Raw genomic sequence first — 20,168 nt, 5'->3', positions numbered from 1 at the left:
TTAACGACCCTCTTTCCCTTTTTTAAAAATCAATAGGCTCATGATAAAAATAATTGTAAAACCTGTTAATGCTAAAAGTGGTATTGTGATGAATCCGAGATAATTAATATATTCTCCAGTACACGGTACAGCTCCACAAGAAATTGAATTTTCACTTAAAAATGGAACCTTTTGAATGGCATAATGATAGATCGAAATACTACCGCCAATTGCGGATAAAATAAGAGAATATAGTGCGATTGAATAATCCTTTTTAATAATTGCAATCCCTAAAAGTATAACTAAAGGATACATAAAAATACGTTGATACCAGCAAAGCTGACAAGGAATATATTTCATAATTTCTGAAAAATACAAACTACCTAACGTGCTAATGAGAGAAGCAGCCCAGGCTATAAACAAATAATTTTCAAGCTTTTTTTTAGTCGAATCCTTCATTGTATCACCTCGCACTCCAAAGATAGGTTCACTTAAAATTATAGTATTGGTTTTGTGTATTGTAAATTAAATCGGCCATATAACCGTTTGCAATTGTGTACATTCGGTAAACTCTCTTTTAATACGAGAAAGATTTAACAGTTATACCTTAGAGGTTAGTGTCCATACTAATCTTGAAAGGAGATGATTTGTGATGAATTCCATTCAAGACTATATGACCAAAAATATTGCTACGATCTCGTCAAATCAAACGATTCAAGAGGCAGCTTCGTTAATGAATCAGTATGATGTAGGGTCAATTCCTGTCGTTGACAATGGACAGTTAAAAGGTATTTTAACAGACCGAGACATCACACTTCGCTCAACTGCTGAAGGTCTTGCAAGTGACACAACAGTTTCTCAAGTTATGTCAACGAATTTAATTTCAGGTACTTCATCAATGAGTTCCGCTGAGGCTGCAGAGCTTATGTCAGCTAACCAAATTCGACGCCTACCGATAGTTGAGAACAACCAACTTGTTGGAATGGTTGCTCTTGGAGATTTAGCAACCAATCAAATGTCGGATGAAGCAGCAGGACATGCTTTAACAAATATCTCTTCTTCTTCAAAATTGCAATAACTTAGGAAAGCAGCCGAGAGGCTGCTTTTTAAGTTATGCAAACATCTTATGTGCTAGTCATCCCGCACCTAATATATAATAGAAAGAGAAATATCCTGAAAGGAAGATGCTACTTGATAAAAGCAATTATCTTTGATTTTGATGGTTTAATTTTAGATACAGAAACACATGAATATGAAGTTCTTCAAGAAATTTTCGGTGAGCATCAGTGTGATTTGCCTTTAAGTGTTTGGGGCAAGGTGATTGGTACTCATTCAGATTTTAATCCTTTTACATACTTAGAAGAGCAATCGAAGAAAACGGTTAATTACGAAGAATTAAGTGTAATTCAGAAAGAGCGTTTTCAGAAGCGAATTCTCGGGGAACAAGCAAGACCAGGTGTTACAGACTATTTGGAAGCAGCGAAAGAGCTTGGTTTAAAAGTAGGGTTGGCATCCAGCTCACATTTTGATTGGGTGTCTTCACATTTGAAAAACTTAAATCTTCTTGAGCACTTCGAATGTATTAAAACAGCGGATGATGTTGAAAGTGTAAAGCCTGATCCTGCATTGTATCTAGAGGCTGCAAAGGCATTGGGTGTTAAACCTGAAGAATGTCTAGCTTTTGAAGATTCCGCAAATGGTGCCTTAGCTGCAAAGCGAGCGGGAATGTATTGTGTGATCGTTCCGAATAAGGTGACGAAGGATTTGGTTTTTGGTGATATTGATCACAGACTTGAATCTATGGCTGAGGTTGAGCTAAAGCAGTTAGTTGACTTGCTTAAGAATAAATAGGCTTGTTTAAAATAGGTGATAATAGGGGAAATACCAAAGATGTACCTATTTAGATAAGTATATAGCCATAGACGCTTGAATCAACCAAAGGAGATTTTTTATGTCAGAAAAATTAGATTTAAGTAAATTCGAGAAAAAAATGTTTATACGTAATATTGAACATAGTGACATAGATGAAATTATTGAACTTCAATCGAGCTGTTTTCCTGGAATGACTCCATGGAAACGAAAGCATTTGGAAAGTCACCTAGACCATTTTCATGAAGGACAATTTTGTGCTGAGTTAGAAGGGAAAATCATTGGATCATGTTCTAGCTTGTTAGTCAATTTTGATGAATATGATGATCGTCACACATGGGATGACATTACAGATAACGGGTTTATTACAAATCATAACCCTGATGGATATAATATGTACGGAATTGAAGTGATGGTACATCCTGAATACCGACGAATGAAAATAGGACACAGATTATATGAAGCGAGAAAGGATCTAGCTCGGAGACTTAATCTAAAAAGTATTATTATTGGTGGACGAATTCCTTTCTATCACAAGTATGCAAATGAATTGCTGCCGCGTGAATATGTACAGCAAGTAACACTTCATAGTATCTATGATCCAGTTCTATCATTCCAACTTTTAAATGGATTTACGCTGATGCGTATTAATCCTAACTACTTACAAGATGATCTTGCATCCAATAAATATGCTACATTAATGGAATGGAACAATGTCGATTATCAACCTAACACAAAACGCTATTATAAAACGGCTTTCCCTGTGCGAATTTGTGTTGTTCAATACATGATGAAGCAGATTGACTCTTTTGATGAGTTTGCCACACAGGTTGAGTATTACACAGACGTAGCGTCAGATGCTAAGGCTGACTTTGCTGTTTTCCCAGAAATTTTCACGACGCAGTTAATGTCATTTTTAGATGAAAAAGTGCCAAGTAAAGCGATTCAACGTTTAACTGAGTATACGGAAGACTATATTGAGCTTTTTACTGAGCTAGCCGTTAAATACAACGTCAATATTATTGGAGGATCTCACTTTGTCGAAGAAGGTGGTCGAACTTATAATATTGCGTACCTATTTAGACGTGACGGAACCATTGAAAAACAATATAAACTTCATATCACGCCTAATGAACGAAAATGGTGGGGGATAAGTAGAGGTGATACTGTCAAAGTGTTTAACACTGACTGTGGAAAAATTGCCATTCAAATCTGCTATGATATTGAGTTTCCTGAGCTTGCAAGAATAGCGACAGAACAGGGTGCTAATATTATTTTCACTCCATTTTGTACAGAAGATCGTCAAGGATATTTACGCGTACGTTACTGTGCACAAGCTCGAGCAGTCGAAAATCAAATCTATACAGTGATTGCAGGTACGGTTGGAAATCTACCTCAAACTGAGAATATGGACATTCAATATGCTCAATCCGCCATCTTTGCTCCTTCCGATTTTGAATTTGCTCGTGATGGAATCGTTGGAGAATGCAATCCAAACATTGAAATGGTTATCATTGGAGACGTTGACCTTGAAATTCTTAGAAGGCAGCGCCAGTCAGGAACAGTAAGGCAATTAAAAGATAGGAGAAAAGATATTTATTCGATTCATTATAAAAAGGAATAAGTATCCAAGGCAAAGAATTAATTCTTTGTCTTCTTCTTAGTTAACCATACTGAAGAGAAATGCTTGTCTTTTTTTTAAACATATAAGAAAGTATAAAATTTGATACTTAGTCTGCGTTTCGCAAGTCCAGCTCCAGCGCCTAGCCCCGACGCACAGGACGTGCTAGTGCAGTCAATGCGACAGGACGTCGCGTTCTTGACTGCCTCGAGGTCATAAGTCAATTCTAAATTGAAGGCAAAGAACGCCTCTTATTTAGAATCGCCTTATGCTTGTCGGGGCTGATCAAGGCGATTGCGCTTTTTTAATTGTGTTGTAGTAAATTCAAAATAGTTATAAAATGGAAGTTAGCTTAATTAGAGGAGTGAGCCTGCGATGGGTTTTGAAGATCAACAATTATTGCCCGCTATTCGAAATATGAAGCAATTTGATATATTCCTAGGTAGCTCATTTCAATATGGTGTTTTACTAGACTCACATCTTGGACAAGTTAATAATATAGTAAAGGCTGCAAATTTGAATGATAAGAAATTATTAGTTCATGTCGATCTAATTCAGGGTCTAAAACACGATGAATACGCAGCAGAGTTTATTTGTCAGGAGATAAAACCAGCAGGATTAATTTCTACTCGGTCAACTGTTATAACAAAAGCAAAACAAAAAGGAATTATTGCGATCCAGAGACTGTTTTTACTAGACTCCAGTGCACTGAAGAAAAGCTTGGAAATCATCGCAAAACATCAACCAGATTATATTGAAGTGTTGCCGGGCTTAGTTCCAAGCTTAATTTCAGAGGTTAAATCAAAAACAAATGTCCCAATATTGGCTGGTGGTTTTGTTAAATCTATTGATGACGTATACAGTGCATTAAATGCAGGGGCTACCGCTGTTACTACATCTGAGCATCGTTTGTGGAAAGAATACACAAAATATTAAAATCAGGATGTTGACAACGCTTTCAAAAAGGTTTAACATCGGAATTAAGTTAATAAACAGTGATGGAGACACGGAGATCCACAACAATGCTTTACGTAACGTTTATTCGTTAAGTAAAGGCTATTGTTGTGGATTTTTTTTGTGCCCTTTACTAAGCAAGCAGCAAGACTATTTCAAATAAGGGGGAAATGGTATGACGGCTTTTTGGGGTGAAGTAATTGGTACGATGATTCTAATTGTGTTTGGGGCAGGAGTTTGTGCAGGGGTTAATTTAAAAAGCACCTATGCACAAAATTCAGGTTGGATTGTCATCACAATGGGCTGGGGCCTCGGAGTAGCAATGGCCGCTTATGCAGTAGGAGGAGTTAGTGGTGCCCACTTAAATCCAGCTTTAACGCTAGGTTTAGCATTTTCAGGAGACTTTCCATGGGATCAAGTACCAAGTTATATTGTTGCACAAATGCTAGGAGCATTTATAGGAGCGGTACTTATTTATTTACACTACTTACCACATTGGAAGGAAACATCTGATCCAGGAACTAAGCTAGGTGTTTTTGCAACTGGTCCTGCGATACAGAATACATTTGCGAACTTCTTAAGTGAGGTAATTGGTACATTTATTTTGGTGTTAGGTATACTTGCAATTGGAGCGAATGAATTTACAGAAGGGTTAAATCCTTTAATCGTTGGATTCTTAATTGTAGCAATAGGTCTTTCACTAGGTGGTACGACAGGATATGCAATCAATCCAGCTAGAGACTTAGGTCCAAGAATTGCTCACTTTGTTTTACCGATACCAGGTAAGGGCGATTCAAATTGGAAATATGCATGGATCCCTGTTTTGGCACCGGCAATTGGAGGTTCCTTTGGAGGCTTATTTTACAAGTTTGCATTTGAAGGAGTAATATCCTCTAGTTTTTATGGGGTTACTTTTGCTTTAATTCTTTTACTAGCAGTTATCTATTTCTTTACGAAAAAAGAAACTTTAAACCAAACAAAATCGGTATCTATTTAAATTAAAGGAGGACGAAACAATGGAAACTTACATTCTATCACTTGATCAAGGAACAACCAGTTCTAGAGCGATACTTTTTAATAAAAATGGTGAAATAATTCATGTGGCTCAAAAAGAATTCACTCAACACTTTCCAAAACCAGGTTGGGTAGAGCATAATGCTAATGAGATTTGGGGATCTATTCTTTCAGTAATTGCCTCATGCTTGTCAGAATCAGGTGTAAAACCAAATCAAATTGCTGGAATTGGCATTACAAATCAACGAGAAACAGCAGTTGTTTGGGATAAGGAATCCGGTCAACCGGTATATAACGCAATTGTTTGGCAGTCACGTCAAACAGCAGGCATTTGTGAAGAGTTAAAACAAAAAGGATATAATGATATTTTTAGAGAGAAAACTGGACTATTAATTGATGCTTACTTCTCAGGCACAAAAGTAAAGTGGATTTTAGATAATGTGGAAGGTGCAAGAGAGAAAGCAGACAATGGGCAATTATTGTTTGGCACAATTGATACATGGCTTATATGGAAGCTCTCAGGCGGAAAGGCACATGTGACAGACTATACGAATGCCTCACGTACACTTATGTATAACATCCATGAACTAAAATGGGATGAAGAATTACTAAACTACTTAACTGTTCCTAAATCAATGCTTCCTGAAGTGAAACCATCTTCAGAAGTCTATGCGAATACCGTTGATTATCATTTCTTTGGTCAAGAGATTCCGATTGCAGGAGCCGCTGGAGATCAGCAAGCAGCATTATTCGGTCAAGCGTGTTATGAAGAAGGAATGGCTAAAAATACGTATGGAACAGGATGTTTCATGCTAATGAACACAGGTGAAAAAGCAATTCGATCTGAAAATGGGCTTTTGACAACAATTGCTTGGGGTATTGATGGTAAAGTCGAATACGCACTTGAAGGAAGTATTTTTGTTGCAGGATCTGCTGTCCAGTGGTTGCGTGATGGTTTAAGAATGTTTCAAGATGCTAAAGAAAGTGAAACATATGCTTCTCGAGTGGAGTCAACAGATGGTGTGTATGTTGTGCCTGCATTTGTTGGATTAGGAACACCTTATTGGGATAGTGATGTTCGCGGAGCTGTGTTTGGGTTGACTAGAGGTACATCAAAAGAGCATTTTGTTCGTGCTACACTCGAATCACTCGCATACCAAACAAAAGATGTATTAGCAGCAATGGAAGCAGATTCAGGAATATCTCTTAAAACGCTACGTGTAGATGGTGGAGCTGTTAAAAATAACTTTTTAATGGAATTCCAAAGTAATATTTTAGGAGTGCCAGTTGAGCGGCCTGAAGTTAATGAGACGACAGCACTTGGTGCAGCCTACCTTGCAGGTCTCGCAGTAGGCTATTGGAAGGATCGTTCAGAAATCTCGACACAATGGAAATTAGAAAAACGATTTGAACCCAGCATGGAAGAAGCACAAAGAGATGAATTATATACTGGTTGGAAAAAAGCAGTTAAAGCAGCTATGGCTTTTAAATAAAACTCAGATATGATATAATAAAACTAAGTTAATAGAATCGGTTGGAGATTTGGAGAGACCACAGCACTAAAGTGAGCAGCACTTACTTTAGATTGTTGTGGTCTCTTTTTTTTTCATAATCTTCTCCAACAAATTCATGAAATAGGGGGAGTTTTGAATGAGTCAGTATTTTTCTAGCCAGAGTAGAGGGGAACTTTTAACTAAAATGGAACAAGAGCAATACGACGTATTTGTTATTGGGGGTGGGATAACAGGTGCGGGTATTGCCCTAGATGCAGCATCTCGTGGCATGAAAATTGGCTTAGTGGAAATGCAGGATTTTGCTGCGGGGACATCCAGTCGTTCAACTAAGCTCGTCCATGGTGGCTTAAGATATTTAAAGCAATTTGAAGTAAAAATGGTTGCTGAAGTTGGTCGTGAACGAGCAGTTGTTTATGAAAATGGCCCACATGTCACCACACCAGAATGGATGTTACTCCCAATTCATAAAGGTGGAACGTTCGGGAAATTTTCAACTTCAGTTGGACTAAGAGCATATGATTTTCTTGCCAATGTTAAAGGAAGCGAAAGAAGGAAGATGTTCTCGGCAAAAGATACATTAGCCAAGGTACCACTGCTAAAACAAGAAGGTTTACTGGGTGGAGGCTACTATGTCGAATATCGTACAGATGATGCCAGACTCACAATTGAAGTGATGAAGGAATCTGTAAAGTTCGGTGCGGATGTGTTGAACTACGCAAAAGTAGATGGATTTATTTATGAAAAGGGAAAAATAATTGGAGTAAAACTTACAGATTGTTTAACAAACAAGGTCTACTCAATTTTTGCCAAGAAAATAGTCAATGCTACAGGTCCATGGGTCGATGAATTACGTGAGCAAGACAATTCTAAAAAAGGCAAGTCGCTACATCTGACAAAAGGGATTCATCTTGTGTTTGATCAATCTAAATTCCCTTTGAAACAGGCAATATACTTTGACACACCTGATGAACGAATGGTTTTTGCTATACCACGTGATGGTAAAGCTTATGTTGGAACTACTGATACCGTTTATAAACAAGACATTAAAAATCCCCGCATGACAGTAGAAGACAGAGATTATGTATTAAAATCTATTTCTTATATGTTCCCGAATTTAGAGATAGCTGTTGAGGACGTTGAATCTAGCTGGTCTGGGCTCAGACCGCTCATCCATGAAGATGGAAAAGGTCCGTCAGAAATATCTCGAAAAGATGAAATCTGGACTTCAGATTCAGGTCTTATTACAATTGCAGGGGGAAAACTAACAGGCTACCGTAAAATGGCAGAACAAATTGTAAATACGGTTACGAAAAGGCTTCATGAGGAAGAAAACAAGAGCTATGGTCCCTGCGTAACAAAGAACATGCCGATCTCTGGAGGTCATGTTGGAGGGGCAAGTAAGTTTCCAGTCTTTGTTAAACAGAAAACAGAAGAAGGCAAACAAATCGGGCTAACAAGTGAGCAAGCACATGATCTTGCGAGTAGGTATGGTTCAAACGTTGATAAAATCTTTGACATTGTTGTGCATTTAAATGACTTAGCCCGGGATATAAAAGTTCCTGTAACACTTTTAGCCGAAGTGCAGTATAGCATCACAGAAGAAATGGCCACAACACCATCTGATTTTTTTGTAAGACGTACTGGTGCTGTGTATTTCAATATAAATTGGGCAAAGCAATGGAAGGATTCTGTAACAGATTTTATGTCTTCAGAACTAAATTGGACGGTAGATCAGAAAAAACGCTACCTAATGGAGCTTGAGCAACATATTCATGCTGCAGAAGTACCGATGGAAGTTTGAAACAAGAATGACTCAATGACTATCCAACTTTAAGAAGGGGCAGTCAAGAGTCATTTTTTTTATTAGATAAGAAAGTATAAATTTTTTACATGGAATGCGTTTCTGAATCCAGCTCCAGCGCCTAGCCCCTCGAGGTCATAAGTCACTCTGAAATTGAAGGCAAAGAGCGCCTTCTATTTCAGAGCGCCTTATGCTTGTCGGGGCTGAACAAGGCGCTTGCGCTTTTTTTAAAAGGCAACCTAAAACGGGACAAACACAACCTCCATTATATGTTAAAATAAGTCCATAGTACCGTTTATAAAATTTAGCAGGAAACTAAGCGAACAATGTAGAATTAGTAACATGTCATTATTTACGTATTCTAGGAGGATAAGATGAGCTGGGAATTAGGCTATCAACGTTGGAAAGATAACAAAAATCTTGATCGAGAATTAGTGGATTTACTAAGCAATATTGAAAAAAATGAAAAAGAGCTTGAAGACTGTTTTTATAAAAACTTAGAATTTGGTACTGGCGGTATGCGCGGTGAAATAGGTCCCGGAACTAATCGAATGAACCTTTACACGGTGCGAAAAGCATCTGAAGGCTTAGCAACTTACATAGAAACATTTGGCGAAGAAGCAAAAAAACGAGGAGTAGCTATTGCTTACGACTCGCGCCACAAATCACCTGAATTTGCAATGGAATCAGCGAAAACACTTGCTTCACATGGTATTCAAACCTATGTGTTTGAAGAGCTGCGTCCAACTCCAGAGCTTTCGTTTGCAGTTCGGACTCTAAACGCATTTTCAGGGATTGTCATTACAGCAAGTCACAACCCACCAGAATACAATGGCTACAAAGTATATGGTGAGGATGGCGGACAGCTCCCACTTGCAGCAGCCGATGAAGTTATTTCCCATGTAGATTCAGTCGAGGACGAGCTTCTGATTTCTGTTGAAGATGAAAATGTGTTGAAAGAAAAAGGATTAATTAAAATAATTGGTGAGGAAATTGACCAATCTTATACAGAGAACTTAGTCTCAATTTCGGTAAATCCTGATTTGGCAGACCAAGTTGATGTAAACGTGGTTTTCACTCCACTTCATGGCACAGCTAACAAGCCCGTTCGAAGAGGATTAGAAGCGCTAGGATATAAGAACATTCACGTCGTAGCAGAGCAAGAGCTTCCAGATCCAAACTTCTCAACCGTTGCTTCTCCAAATCCAGAAGAACATGCGGCATTTGAGCTGGCGATTCGAGATGGTGAAAAAACCGATGCAGATATTTTAATTGCAACAGATCCAGATGCAGACCGTCTTGGTGTAGCTGTGAAAAATGATGAAGGTAAATATGTGGTTCTAACAGGTAACCAAACTGGTGCAATTTTACTCCATTATTTGTTATCACAGAAAAAAGAACAAGGTATACTTCCAGAAAACGGTGTTGTCTTGAAAACAATCGTAACGTCTGAAATTGGACGAGACATTGCAAAATCATTTGGTTTAGACACAATTGACACGTTAACAGGCTTTAAATTTATCGGTGAAAAAATAAAAGAGTATGAAACAACTGGACAATACACGTTTCAATTCGGTTATGAAGAAAGCTATGGCTATTTAATCGGGGACTTTGCACGAGATAAAGATGCGATTCAAGCGGCAATATTAGCAGTTGAAGTATGTGCTTTCTATAAAAAACAGGGCATGAGCATGTACGAAGGATTGATTCAAATCTTTAAAGAGTATGGCTACTACAAAGAAGGTCTAAAATCTTTAACTCTTAAAGGGAAAGAAGGCGCTGAGCAAATTAAAAACCTGCTTGAATCCTTTAGAACAAATCCTCCGAAAGAAATTTCAGGAAAAAAGATTGTGGTAATAGAAGATTATAAAACGAAGCAACGTAAGGACATCAACAAGGGGAGTCTAGAAACAATTGATCTCCCTAGCTCAAATGTCTTGAAATATTTCCTTGAAGACAATTCATGGTTCTGTTTAAGACCATCTGGTACCGAGCCAAAAGTAAAGTTCTATTTCGGAGTAATTGGTGAAACTCTTGCGTCAAGTGAAAAAACGTTAAACGACGTAGAAACAGGCTTAATGAATTTAATAGATGAAATGATTGCATCAAATACAGCAGAAAAAGCATAATGCTTTTTCTGCTCGTTTTTATGAAAAGTGTTTAAAATCCAGGAGGAATTAGCAAATGCTTAAAACCCAAACAGCGATTGTAACCGGTGCTTCTAGAGGAATTGGAAAAAGCATTGCCTTTAAGCTTGCTGAACAAGGTATGAAACTTGCGATTATCGGTCATTCAGATGAAATTCATCGCACAGCAGAAGAGTTGAGAAATAAAGGCTATGATCATGTGATTGCTTTTCAGCTTGACATTGCAGAAGAAAATCAAGTAAATGCAATGATTCAAGACACGATTCAAGCGTACAGCACAATTGATCTTCTTGTGAACAATGCGGGTGTTGGCTTTTTTAAGAAAGTGGAAGAAACGTCTCTAGAGGAATGGAAGCAAGTTTTCGATGTAAATGTTCAAGGAGTTTTTGTCGCAAGTAAAGCTGTGGTACCTCATATGAAAAACCGTAACTCAGGCACAATTATTACGATTTCTTCTGATGTAGGTCGTTATACAATTCCTAACGGTGCAGCTTACACGGCAACGAAATATGCTGTTCAAGGCTTTTCTGGTTCTCTCGCTCAAGAAGTAAGAGAGCACGGAATCCGTGTTGGTACGATTAATCCGGGCATGGTGGATACATATTTCAATAATAGTGAACAAGGAACAGCTGATAAAGAGGAGTGGCTAAAAGTTGATGATATTGCAAACGCTGTTGTTTACATGGCAAGTGCGCCAAAGCATATGTTAATTGACGAAATCGTCATCCATCCACTCGTTCAAAATTACCCAATTTCCTAACCCGCCACTTGGTGGGTTTTTTTATATAGAGAATATGTGCGATGCTTGTGCCCGACTGAGGTCTAGGTGTCCAACTTTTAGGCCCAACCGCCCAACTTTTAAGCCCAACCGCCCAACTTTCGAGCGAAACCGCCAAACTATTGCGCTAAGGTGCCCAACTTTTCCATGGAAGAGGAAGTCACTAATTTTTGATCCAATCCTTCAAACTTGCACATTTCCAAAAAATTCATCCAAAAGTCGTAGAAAAGTTACGACCAATTAACAAGGTAGAAAATTCACTTGCTTGATATAATAAATAACAAGAAGAGGTTCGGGGAGTTGCTATGAATGAATCAAGGAGAGAAAAGAATACAAGCATTAAATACACTAAAAACCATTGCGGAAAAGCTAAACGAAGCAAATGATTTAGAAGTCATGCTAATTGACGTATTAAAAGAACTTTTACACGTGACAAATCTGCAAAGTGGGTGGATTTTCTTGGTAAGAGATGAAAATCACTATGATCTCGTCGCAGATTTCTCTTTACCACCTGCTTTAACAATACAAAATAAAAAACCAATGTGTGAGGGTGATTGTTGGTGTATCGACAAGTTCAGGGATGGCCGGTTGAAAAAAGCGGCTAATATTATCAACTGCAAACGGATTGAAGATGCAATTGAGCAAAAATGGGGTGACACCAATGAAATCACTCATCATGCCACTGTTCCATTGCAAGCAGGTGATGAGAAGTTTGGTCTCTTAAATATTGCAGCACCGAATAAAACTCATTTTGCAGACGAGGAGCTTGCTTTGCTTGAATCGGTTGCTTTACAAATAGGAACAGCAATTAAACGAATAAAGCTTGCCCAGAACGAACAAAAGCATGCGCTAATTGCTGAAAGAAATCGTCTTGCACAAGACCTACATGACTCTGTTAACCAATTGTTATTTTCCTTAATGTTGACTGCACGCGGGACAAAAGAAATGACAGAAGACGAGAAAGTAAAGGAAATGCTCACCTATATGCAGACTCTTTCACAGGAAGCACTGTCAGAAATGAAAACTCTAATTTGGCAGTTACGACCACAAGGTTTAGAGAACGGTATTGTCACAGCGTTATTAAATTACGGGAACGTTTTAAATCTTGACGTAGCACTCGATGTAAAAGGAGTAAATACGCTTCTTTGTCAAATGGAAGAAACGCTGTGGCGAATTGGTCAGGAAGCACTAAATAATTGCAAAAAACATGCTGGAACATCGAAAGTTCAAATCACATTAACTAAACAAAACCATGTCGTTTCAATGGTCATCGAGGATAAGGGCATAGGATTTACCTATGATGAAAATGCCAAGATTCCTTCATTGGGATTACAAGGTATGAGGGAGAGAACCAGTCGTTTAAATGGTAATTTTCAATTAACGAGCTCTGTAGGAAATGGAACAAAAGTAGAGATTACCATTCCTATTAACTAAAGGGGGCAAAACAAATGAATATTAAGGTTTTAATCGCAGACGACCACCATGTTGTAAGAAGAGGTTTATTATTTTTTCTAAAAACGCAGCAAGATATTGAGGTTGTTGGTGAAGCGGTAAACGGGGAAGAAGCCGTAGAGCTCGTGAAACTGCTTCAGCCAGATGTCGTATTAATGGACTTATCAATGCCGGTGATGAATGGTGTTGAAGCGACAAAAGCAATTCGAAAGGTTAATTCCGATGTAAAAATCATTATTCTAACAAGTTTTTCTGATCAGGATCATGTAATTCCAGCGATTCGAGCAGGTGCTTCTGGATATCAATTAAAGGACATCGAGCCAGATGAATTGGTTAGTACGATACGCGATTGTATAAAAGGGGAGAGCAAGCTGCACCCAAAGGTGACAACGCATGTAATGACACATTTAACGAACAACACAACTAATTCACTATCACGAATAAACGACTTAACCAAACGTGAAAAAGATGTATTAAAAGAGCTTACAAAAGGGAAAAGCAATAAAGAAATTGCGGCAGATTTGTTTATTACAGAAAAAACAGTAAAAACACATGTATCCAATATTCTTTCAAAATTACAGCTTGCTGATCGAACACAAGCAGCCTTATTTGCAGTCAAGAAAGGATTTGAAGACTAATTGATCTACGAAAGGATGAACTTAAATGAAATTGGTTGTCATAAACGGAAGTCCACGAAAAAAAGGAAGATCACGAATCGCTGCAATTTACTTAGCGGACACATACAAAGCTGAACTTATTGATCTTAGTGAATATCAGCTTCCTTTGTTTAACGGTGCAGAAGAACAAAGCGAATTACAAGCGGTTCAAAAGGTCAAGCAAATTGTCAAAGAAGCAGATGCAATTGTCTTAGTTTCACCTGAGTATCATAGTGGTATGAGTGGAGCACTAAAGAATTTTCTTGATTTGCTAAGTAATGAACAGTTCGCCAACAAGCCTGTAGGTTTAATTGCTGTAGCAGGTGGGGGAAAAGGTGGAATTAACGCTTTAACGAATATGCGGACAGTTATGAGAGGGTTGTATGCAAACGCAATTCCTAAACAGTTAGTTCTTGATCCAATTTGTTTTGACTACGTAAACACGACGGTAAAAGAAGAACCAGCACTGTTAATGAAACATCTAATGGATGAGTTGCAAGTGTACGCAGGTCTTTATATTGATGTTCTACGTAAATAAGGAAGCTGACAGAGTCAGCTTCCTTTAAATTCGCGTTTCAAAACCCAGCACCCATCGACTTTCTGCTCCTATAACGATAAGTCAACATCGAATCTCCTGTGCTCTCGTGTTTCCTTTATCACATACGAAGCCGTCTTAGTCCATACGTCGCCAAACGGCGCTTAAGCTTTTTTAGTTATATGCATATTCCTCTTCTTCTAGAGGGAATTCTGCAGCATGGTCAATATATCTGAGCAACGCATATAATTGTTTTTCAACTTCTCCATAATTTTGTTCGAAGTTATAGGCGTGCAAGAAGTGTTCGATTTTTTTTGAGAGAAAATCATCTCTTGTTCGAACCATAAGGATTAATAAGTTATCCCATTGTGAACGATGTGTGTAGTAAAGCGCTTTGTCATAATCAACTGTGTTCAAGCAAATTCCTCCCTCTTAAGGAGATATGCTTAGTTTGCATGTTCTGTTCCTTTTTCGTCTGTACAAAAGTTGGGTTCCGCGGTCTATCAATGTGGAAGTCATTCCCCGTAATAATTCTTCCTATTTACGGAAAGATAAAATCAAAAAAAGGTTTGAGAATTAGATGTTAAAATTGATCATTTTATTATGTGTATTTCTCCTCTTTCCCGTCCATATAAAAGCTGACCGACAAGTTAACCCTAACCAAACGTATTCCTATATTCAAATGAAACATGATTTAGTGAAGTTAGCAAAAACGTATAATCTGCCTCTTATCAAAATAGGTGAATCTGAATTCGGCAGAGACCTTCTAGCAGTAAAAGTGGGAGAGGGTCAGCATAGCATTTTACTGAACGGAAGCCATCACGGTAGAGAATGGCTTACCACAAATGTCTTAATGAATATGGTAGAAGAATATGCGGCCGCGTATCAACAAGGAAATTCTATTGGTGGATATTCCACAGGTATATTAGATACAGTATCCATCTGGTTTGTTCCGATGGTCAATCCAGATGGTGTTATGATTCAGCAAAAAGGAATCGAACAGCTACCTTTTCTCATGCAAGAAGTTTATATCGATATGAATCAAGGTGAAAGCGATTTTAAAAGATGGAAAGCAAATGGTTTAGGAATTGATCTGAATCGTCAGTATCCTGCAGGTTGGGAGTCAATTAAAGGTGATCAACCGTCAGCGGCATACTCCCATTACAAAGGCCAGGAACCACTTCAAGCAAAGGAAGCACGTGCACTTGCACGATTTACAAAAAAGAAAAATCCTTTAATTACAGCGTCCTATCATACATCTGGACACGAGCTTTACTGGTATTATTACAACAAATTATTAAATTTACACCGAGACTTTCGACTAGTAAACCATATTTCAAAAGTAACAGGCTATAAAGTTTCCTACCCCTCATTCAATGCAGTTGGTGGAGGCTATTCCGATTGGTTTATTCAAGAATTCCAACGCCCTGCTATCACCCTAGAGCTTAGTTATTTAGTTAAAGAAACAAGTCCGCCATTATCAGCGTTTCAAGAAGAATGGAAAAGAAACCGAGCAATTGGACTGTTGATTGCAGACGAAGCAATTAAATTCTTCATAAATTCGGAGAAATAAGGGAACCTAAAATTGAGCGAAAGAAAATTAAGTAGGAGGCCTATTCATGAAACATGAAAACTCATCATCAAAATTAATCGTATTTCTTTTTTCTGCGTTACTCATTCTATCAGTAAGTACCAATGTTTATGGTGAAATGCACCAAGATCCTAACTATGAAAAATGGAGCAAAATAGCCTTGAGTGCGTTGAAAAAAGAATACAAAGATGCAGAATTCACCGACTACAAATATGTAGGACGACAAGAAGTTTCAGAAGAAGAAGCGAAGGACGTCTTTAGAGTACGTGTTAACCAAAATGGGGAAAGCTTTACAGCACAAGTCGATATTGTGCTTAATCCAAAGAAAAATGAGTTGATAACCGTTAAAATTGTGAAAATGCAGGAATAGAATAGTCATTTAAAATATGAAAAAGAGTGGAAAATCACAATGATTTTCCACTCTTTTCGTTTCAATGTGAACTAATTAAGCTTTTTGAGGAACAGGTAGACCCAGTCCTTCAGCTACACGTTGTCCAAACTCTGGATCTGCTTGGAACAAGTGTCCGATTTGTCGGATCTTAATTTCATCTTTTGTGACAGGTTTCATTGAGTCTACAAAGTTTTGAACGAGGCGAGTACGTTCCTCTGCGCTTAACAAGCGATAAAGGTCACCAGGTTGCGTATAGTGATCGTTATGATCATAGCCTACACTATCGGCTACACCAGATACTGGGTATGCAGCTTGTTTATTTTCTGATGATTCTGTCGGACCACCTAAGCTATTTGGTTCATAGTAAGTCGAACCTCCACCGTTGTTATCAAAACGCATCTGACCATCGCGTTGATTGTTGTTCACTTCATTTCGTGGACGGTTAATTGGTAGTGCTTGATGGTTCGCACCTACACGGTAACGAGCTGCATCACTGTATGCAAATAAGCGGCCTTGCAACATTTTATCAGGAGAAACATCAATACCAGGTACTAACGTTCCAGGAGAGAATGTAGCTTGCTCTACTTCTGCAAAATAGTTCTCTGGGTTGCGATCTAATACCATACGGCCCACTTCAATCAGTGGGTAGTCTTTTTGAGACCATACTTTTGTTACATCAAACGGGTCAAAACGATACGTATCAGCATCTTCTAAAGGCATGATTTGAACAGATACCTTCCATGCTGGGAAATCACCTTTTTCAATTGCATTAAATAGCTCTTCTGTATGGTAATCAGGATTTTCACCCGCGAGTTGTGCAGCGACTTCAGGAGCTAAGTTCTTAACACCTTGCTCTGTTTTAAAATGATACTTAATCCAAACACCTTCGCCTTCAGCATTTGTCCATTTGAATGTATGACTTCCAAAACCATGCATGTGACGGAAAGTTGCAGGGATACCACGATCAGACATCAAAATTGTTACTTGATGTAAGGACTCGGGTGATAGTGACCAAAAATCCCAAACAGCATCAGGATTTTTTAAATGTGTTTGTGGATGACGTTTTTGTGTATGAATAAAATCAGGGAACTTAATAGCGTCACGAATAAAGAAAACAGGTGTGTTGTTTCCAACTAAATCGTAGTTTCCTTCTTCGGTATAAAATTTGACCGCAAATCCACGAGGATCACGGACAGTATCTGAAGATCCATTTTCTCCAGCTACAGTGGAAAAACGAACGAATAATGGTGTGCGTTTTCCAACCTCTGATAAGAAGTTTGCTTTGGTATAGTTCTTTACATCGTTTGTAACTTCAAAATAACCATGTGCTCCAGCACCTTTTGCATGAACAACGCGTTCAGGTACACGTTCTCTATTAAAATGTGCTAACTTTTCTAGAAGGTGAACATCTTGGATTAAGGTTGGACCACGGGAACCTGCAGTCATTGAGTTCTGGTTGTCACCAACTGGTGCACCCCAACTCGTTGTAAGATTCTTATTCTCTTTACTCATACTAGAATCACCTCTTAATAATTTTTAATATAACTTATGATAACACTTCTCAATATAAAATCAATACTTTTTTATAATTATTATAATTAAATATTAAATATAAAAAAGAAGAAGCACTATGCTTCTTCTAATTTCTATTCATTGAGAAGTAATCTAATAACTCGTTTTTATTTTTTACTAGATCTTCTAATGTGTAACTATCAAGAACTTCTAGATAAGCATGTAGTGCTTTATTTAAAACATGCTTTAAACCACAGACTGGTGAAATGATACAGAGATCTCGATCAGCATCAAAACATTCTACTATTTGAAAGTCTTCCTCACTTTTACGAACAACCGCGCCTATATTTATTTCGGAAGGGGGTAGTGCTAGACGAATACCTCCATTTCGGCCGCGGATCGTTTCTATCACTTTCAGTTTTCCAAGCTCATAAGTGACCTTCATTAAGTGATTTTTTGAAATTCCATAAACTTCCGCTACTTCTTTAATAGTAGAAAGCTCAGTTGAATTCTTTGTTGCTAAATATATAAGAACACGTAAGGAATAGTCCGTATAATTTGTTAATCTCATTTGGGAACCTCGCTAAATAAATTCAGTACTAATATTTTATCACACCAAGGTGGTAACTCAAACGGAGTTGCTTAAAATGTGACAGATTTATTAAAGATGCATTTTAGATATTGCTTTTAAAACGAAAGAAACTTACTATAAAGATGTATTTAAAATACTACTTTAAAACAAAGGAGATTGATCCTGATGTTATCTACAAAAACCATTGAAATTGTTAAATCAACTGCTCCGGTATTAGCTGAAAAAGGGCTTGAAATCACAAGTCACTTTTATAAAAGATTGTTTGAAAATCATCCAGAATTGTTAAATATATTTAATCACGCTAATCAAAAGCAGGGTCGGCAACAAACAGCACTAGCCAATACAATTTACGCAGCAGCTACATATATTGATCAGCTCGAGGTTTTATTACCAGCAGTTAAACAAATTGCCTATAAGCACCGAAGCTTAGGCGTAAAACCAGAGCATTATCCAATAGTCGGCGAACATTTATTATTGGCTATTAAAGAAGTGTTAGGAGAAGTAGCAAGTGATGAGATTATCCAGGCTTGGGGAGCGGCGTATGGTGTAATTTCTCAAGTATTTATTGATGTTGAGAATGAAATGTATGCTGAAGCGAAAAATCAACCTTATGGCTGGGAGGGTTTTAAGAAGTTTGTCGTTGTGAAAAAGCAACAAGAAAATAACCTCATTACATCTCTCTATTTAGAGCCTATGGATAAAACGGCTGTACCAAGCTTCCAACCTGGTCAGTATATTACGATTCGTTTAAACATTCCAGGAGAGACCTATTTAGTAAATCGACAATATAGCTTATCTAATGCACCGGGAGAAAAATACTACAGAATATCAGTTAAACGAGAAGCGAACAACAGCACACCAAATGGAAAAGTATCAAACTATTTACATGACTTACTTGTTATGGGTAATGAGCTTGATGTGTCAGCACCATCTGGTGACTTTTACTTAAATGAAGAAAGCAGTGCACCAATTTATTTAATAAGTGGTGGAATTGGCGTTACCCCGATGATGAGCATGCTTAACTATTTAAAAGAAAAACAACCATCGAGGGAGATTACATTTATTCATGCTGCTCAAAATGGGGATGTTCACGCGTTTAAGGAAGAAAAGGCGAAATTGTTTAGCGAATTAGAAAATGCCCATCAATCTCTATTTTACAATCAACCAACTGAAGAGGATAAAAAACACGATGGCTTTATTGAAGGCAGAATACAAATGGACTGGATAAAAACAAACATCAGGAACAAAAATGCTCACTTCTATATTTGTGGACCGATTCCATTTATGAGAGCGATGATCGATTCATTAGAAAGAATTGGAGTATATGATGAGAATATTCACTATGAATTTTTTGGACCTTCGATAAATTTGAAAGAGTATCAAAACGTCTAAACCATTTCAGTTAGGTACTTGGGAAACCAGGTGCCTTTTTTTGTTGCAAATTTTGCTAAACTAGAAATAAATTAAAACCTTTTTGATTGGTGAATGCTCTAATCAATAACGAAGGGACCTAACAATGAATGTTCGCAAGCTCGGGGAAGATAAAGGAGAATGGTCGTTAAATCTTCCAGTGGAAAAAATCTCTGAAGGCAAAATGTACTAATGAAAATGGTGAGCACTATTTAGATGCCATAAAACGTCCAGAACGAATTAGTGATGACGAGTATCTTTATCAGCAACACTTTGAAGATTTTTCTCGTGCTGAAGATATAAAAGCATGGACAGCAGAGTTAGATTTACCAACTGTTATCGGGGAGGTAAA

The 20,168-nt window shown here is 37.7% G+C and carries 19 protein-coding genes; 15 read left to right on the top strand and 4 right to left on the bottom strand.

What is annotated here, in order from left to right; all coding sequences use genetic code 11:
* A complete protein-coding gene (locus ACFFIX_RS12050; protein ID WP_378934217.1) occupies positions 1-438 on the bottom strand; it encodes a disulfide oxidoreductase in 438 nt (145 codons plus the stop codon).
* 193 nt (positions 439-631) lie between these two features.
* Here ACFFIX_RS12050 and ACFFIX_RS12045 point away from each other — a divergent pair, with 193 nt between their 5' ends.
* The 12 genes from ACFFIX_RS12045 to ACFFIX_RS11990 all read left to right on the top strand — a co-directional run bounded on the left by ACFFIX_RS12045 (position 632) and on the right by ACFFIX_RS11990 (position 14,323).
* On the top strand, positions 632-1,057 hold the full coding sequence (locus tag ACFFIX_RS12045) for a CBS domain-containing protein (RefSeq protein WP_378934215.1): 426 nt from the start codon (positions 632-634) through the stop codon (positions 1,055-1,057).
* Between the two features lie 113 nt (positions 1,058-1,170).
* On the top strand, positions 1,171-1,830 hold the full coding sequence (locus ACFFIX_RS12040; RefSeq protein ID WP_378934213.1) for an HAD family hydrolase: 660 nt from the start codon (positions 1,171-1,173) through the stop codon (positions 1,828-1,830).
* Positions 1,831-1,930: 100 nt separating this feature from the next.
* Positions 1,931-3,472, top strand: coding sequence for a GNAT family N-acetyltransferase (locus ACFFIX_RS12035; RefSeq protein ID WP_378934211.1), 1,542 nt, complete (start codon positions 1,931-1,933; stop codon positions 3,470-3,472).
* A gap of 372 nt (positions 3,473-3,844) precedes the next feature.
* Positions 3,845-4,405 carry a glycerol-3-phosphate responsive antiterminator gene (locus ACFFIX_RS12030; protein WP_378934209.1) on the top strand — a complete coding sequence of 187 codons (561 nt, stop codon included), beginning with the start codon at positions 3,845-3,847 and terminating at the stop codon, positions 4,403-4,405.
* A 193-nt stretch (positions 4,406-4,598) separates the two neighbouring features.
* Positions 4,599-5,420, top strand: coding sequence for an MIP/aquaporin family protein (locus tag ACFFIX_RS12025; RefSeq protein WP_378934207.1), 822 nt, complete (start codon positions 4,599-4,601; stop codon positions 5,418-5,420).
* 19 nt (positions 5,421-5,439) lie between these two features.
* Positions 5,440-6,930, top strand: coding sequence for a glycerol kinase GlpK (gene glpK / locus ACFFIX_RS12020; RefSeq protein ID WP_378934205.1), 1,491 nt, complete (start codon positions 5,440-5,442; stop codon positions 6,928-6,930).
* A gap of 157 nt (positions 6,931-7,087) precedes the next feature.
* Positions 7,088-8,752 (top strand): glycerol-3-phosphate dehydrogenase/oxidase, encoded by a 1,665-nt coding sequence (locus ACFFIX_RS12015; RefSeq protein ID WP_378934203.1) that lies wholly within the window; start codon positions 7,088-7,090, stop codon positions 8,750-8,752.
* A gap of 374 nt (positions 8,753-9,126) precedes the next feature.
* Positions 9,127-10,881, top strand: coding sequence for a phospho-sugar mutase (locus tag ACFFIX_RS12010; protein WP_378934201.1), 1,755 nt, complete (start codon positions 9,127-9,129; stop codon positions 10,879-10,881).
* A gap of 55 nt (positions 10,882-10,936) precedes the next feature.
* On the top strand, positions 10,937-11,659 hold the full coding sequence (locus ACFFIX_RS12005; RefSeq protein WP_378934199.1) for an SDR family oxidoreductase: 723 nt from the start codon (positions 10,937-10,939) through the stop codon (positions 11,657-11,659).
* A gap of 327 nt (positions 11,660-11,986) precedes the next feature.
* A complete protein-coding gene (locus ACFFIX_RS12000) occupies positions 11,987-13,111 on the top strand; it encodes a GAF domain-containing sensor histidine kinase (protein ID WP_378934197.1) in 1,125 nt (374 codons plus the stop codon).
* A gap of 14 nt (positions 13,112-13,125) precedes the next feature.
* The gene (locus tag ACFFIX_RS11995) at positions 13,126-13,767 is read left to right on the top strand and encodes a response regulator (RefSeq protein ID WP_378934195.1); all 642 of its coding nucleotides are present in this window, start codon (positions 13,126-13,128) and stop codon (positions 13,765-13,767) included.
* 25 nt (positions 13,768-13,792) lie between these two features.
* Positions 13,793-14,323 carry an NADPH-dependent FMN reductase gene (locus ACFFIX_RS11990; protein WP_378934193.1) on the top strand — a complete coding sequence of 177 codons (531 nt, stop codon included), beginning with the start codon at positions 13,793-13,795 and terminating at the stop codon, positions 14,321-14,323.
* Positions 14,324-14,494: 171 nt separating this feature from the next.
* On the opposite strand, the gene ACFFIX_RS11985 is transcribed toward ACFFIX_RS11990, so the two are convergent.
* On the bottom strand, positions 14,495-14,737 hold the full coding sequence (locus tag ACFFIX_RS11985; protein WP_378934191.1) for a YhdB family protein: 243 nt from the start codon (positions 14,735-14,737) through the stop codon (positions 14,495-14,497).
* A gap of 163 nt (positions 14,738-14,900) precedes the next feature.
* Here ACFFIX_RS11985 and ACFFIX_RS11980 point away from each other — a divergent pair, with 163 nt between their 5' ends.
* Entirely contained in the window at positions 14,901-15,893 is a 993-nt protein-coding gene (locus ACFFIX_RS11980; RefSeq protein WP_378934188.1) for a M14 family metallopeptidase, read from the top strand.
* 46 nt (positions 15,894-15,939) lie between these two features.
* Positions 15,940-16,281 (top strand): DUF3889 domain-containing protein, encoded by a 342-nt coding sequence (locus tag ACFFIX_RS11975; protein WP_378934186.1) that lies wholly within the window; start codon positions 15,940-15,942, stop codon positions 16,279-16,281.
* A 75-nt stretch (positions 16,282-16,356) separates the two neighbouring features.
* Here ACFFIX_RS11975 and katA read toward each other — a convergent pair whose 3' ends face one another.
* On the bottom strand, positions 16,357-17,814 hold the full coding sequence (gene katA, locus ACFFIX_RS11970) for a catalase KatA (RefSeq protein WP_378934183.1): 1,458 nt from the start codon (positions 17,812-17,814) through the stop codon (positions 16,357-16,359).
* A gap of 127 nt (positions 17,815-17,941) precedes the next feature.
* A complete protein-coding gene (locus ACFFIX_RS11965) occupies positions 17,942-18,385 on the bottom strand; it encodes an Rrf2 family transcriptional regulator (RefSeq protein ID WP_378934181.1) in 444 nt (147 codons plus the stop codon).
* Between the two features lie 186 nt (positions 18,386-18,571).
* On the opposite strand from ACFFIX_RS11965, the gene hmpA reads away from it, so the two are divergent.
* Positions 18,572-19,798, top strand: a complete 1,227-nt coding sequence (hmpA, locus tag ACFFIX_RS11960; RefSeq protein WP_378934179.1) for an NO-inducible flavohemoprotein — start codon at positions 18,572-18,574, stop codon at positions 19,796-19,798.
* Positions 19,799-20,168: the final 370 nt, after the last annotated feature.

Source organism: Metabacillus herbersteinensis (assembly GCF_042433335.1).
GTDB classification, from domain to species: Bacteria; Bacillota; Bacilli; order Bacillales; family Bacillaceae; genus Metabacillus; species Metabacillus herbersteinensis.
This window is presented reverse-complemented; position numbering and strand designations above follow the sequence as displayed.

Bases quoted from the DNA above. Each gene is read 5' to 3' on its own strand.
- glpK (WP_378934205.1), top strand. From the start codon at position 5,440: ATGGAAACTTACATTCTATCACTTGATCAAGGAACAACCAGTTCTAGA.
- ACFFIX_RS12010 (WP_378934201.1), top strand. From the start codon at position 9,127: ATGAGCTGGGAATTAGGCTATCAACGTTGGAAAGATAACAAAAATCTT.
- ACFFIX_RS11965 (WP_378934181.1), bottom strand. From the start codon at position 18,385: ATGAGATTAACAAATTATACGGACTATTCCTTACGTGTTCTTATATAT.
- ACFFIX_RS12035 (WP_378934211.1), top strand. From the start codon at position 1,931: ATGTCAGAAAAATTAGATTTAAGTAAATTCGAGAAAAAAATGTTTATA.
- ACFFIX_RS11975 (WP_378934186.1), top strand. From the start codon at position 15,940: ATGAAACATGAAAACTCATCATCAAAATTAATCGTATTTCTTTTTTCT.
- ACFFIX_RS12050 (WP_378934217.1), bottom strand. From the start codon at position 438: ATGAAGGATTCGACTAAAAAAAAGCTTGAAAATTATTTGTTTATAGCC.
- ACFFIX_RS12000 (WP_378934197.1), top strand. From the start codon at position 11,987: ATGAATCAAGGAGAGAAAAGAATACAAGCATTAAATACACTAAAAACC.
- ACFFIX_RS12030 (WP_378934209.1), top strand. From the start codon at position 3,845: ATGGGTTTTGAAGATCAACAATTATTGCCCGCTATTCGAAATATGAAG.
- ACFFIX_RS12045 (WP_378934215.1), top strand. From the start codon at position 632: ATGAATTCCATTCAAGACTATATGACCAAAAATATTGCTACGATCTCG.
- ACFFIX_RS12025 (WP_378934207.1), top strand. From the start codon at position 4,599: ATGACGGCTTTTTGGGGTGAAGTAATTGGTACGATGATTCTAATTGTG.
- katA (WP_378934183.1), bottom strand. From the start codon at position 17,814: ATGAGTAAAGAGAATAAGAATCTTACAACGAGTTGGGGTGCACCAGTT.
- ACFFIX_RS12015 (WP_378934203.1), top strand. From the start codon at position 7,088: ATGAGTCAGTATTTTTCTAGCCAGAGTAGAGGGGAACTTTTAACTAAA.
- ACFFIX_RS12005 (WP_378934199.1), top strand. From the start codon at position 10,937: ATGCTTAAAACCCAAACAGCGATTGTAACCGGTGCTTCTAGAGGAATT.
- hmpA (WP_378934179.1), top strand. From the start codon at position 18,572: ATGTTATCTACAAAAACCATTGAAATTGTTAAATCAACTGCTCCGGTA.
- ACFFIX_RS11990 (WP_378934193.1), top strand. From the start codon at position 13,793: ATGAAATTGGTTGTCATAAACGGAAGTCCACGAAAAAAAGGAAGATCA.
- ACFFIX_RS11980 (WP_378934188.1), top strand. From the start codon at position 14,901: ATGTTAAAATTGATCATTTTATTATGTGTATTTCTCCTCTTTCCCGTC.
- ACFFIX_RS11995 (WP_378934195.1), top strand. From the start codon at position 13,126: ATGAATATTAAGGTTTTAATCGCAGACGACCACCATGTTGTAAGAAGA.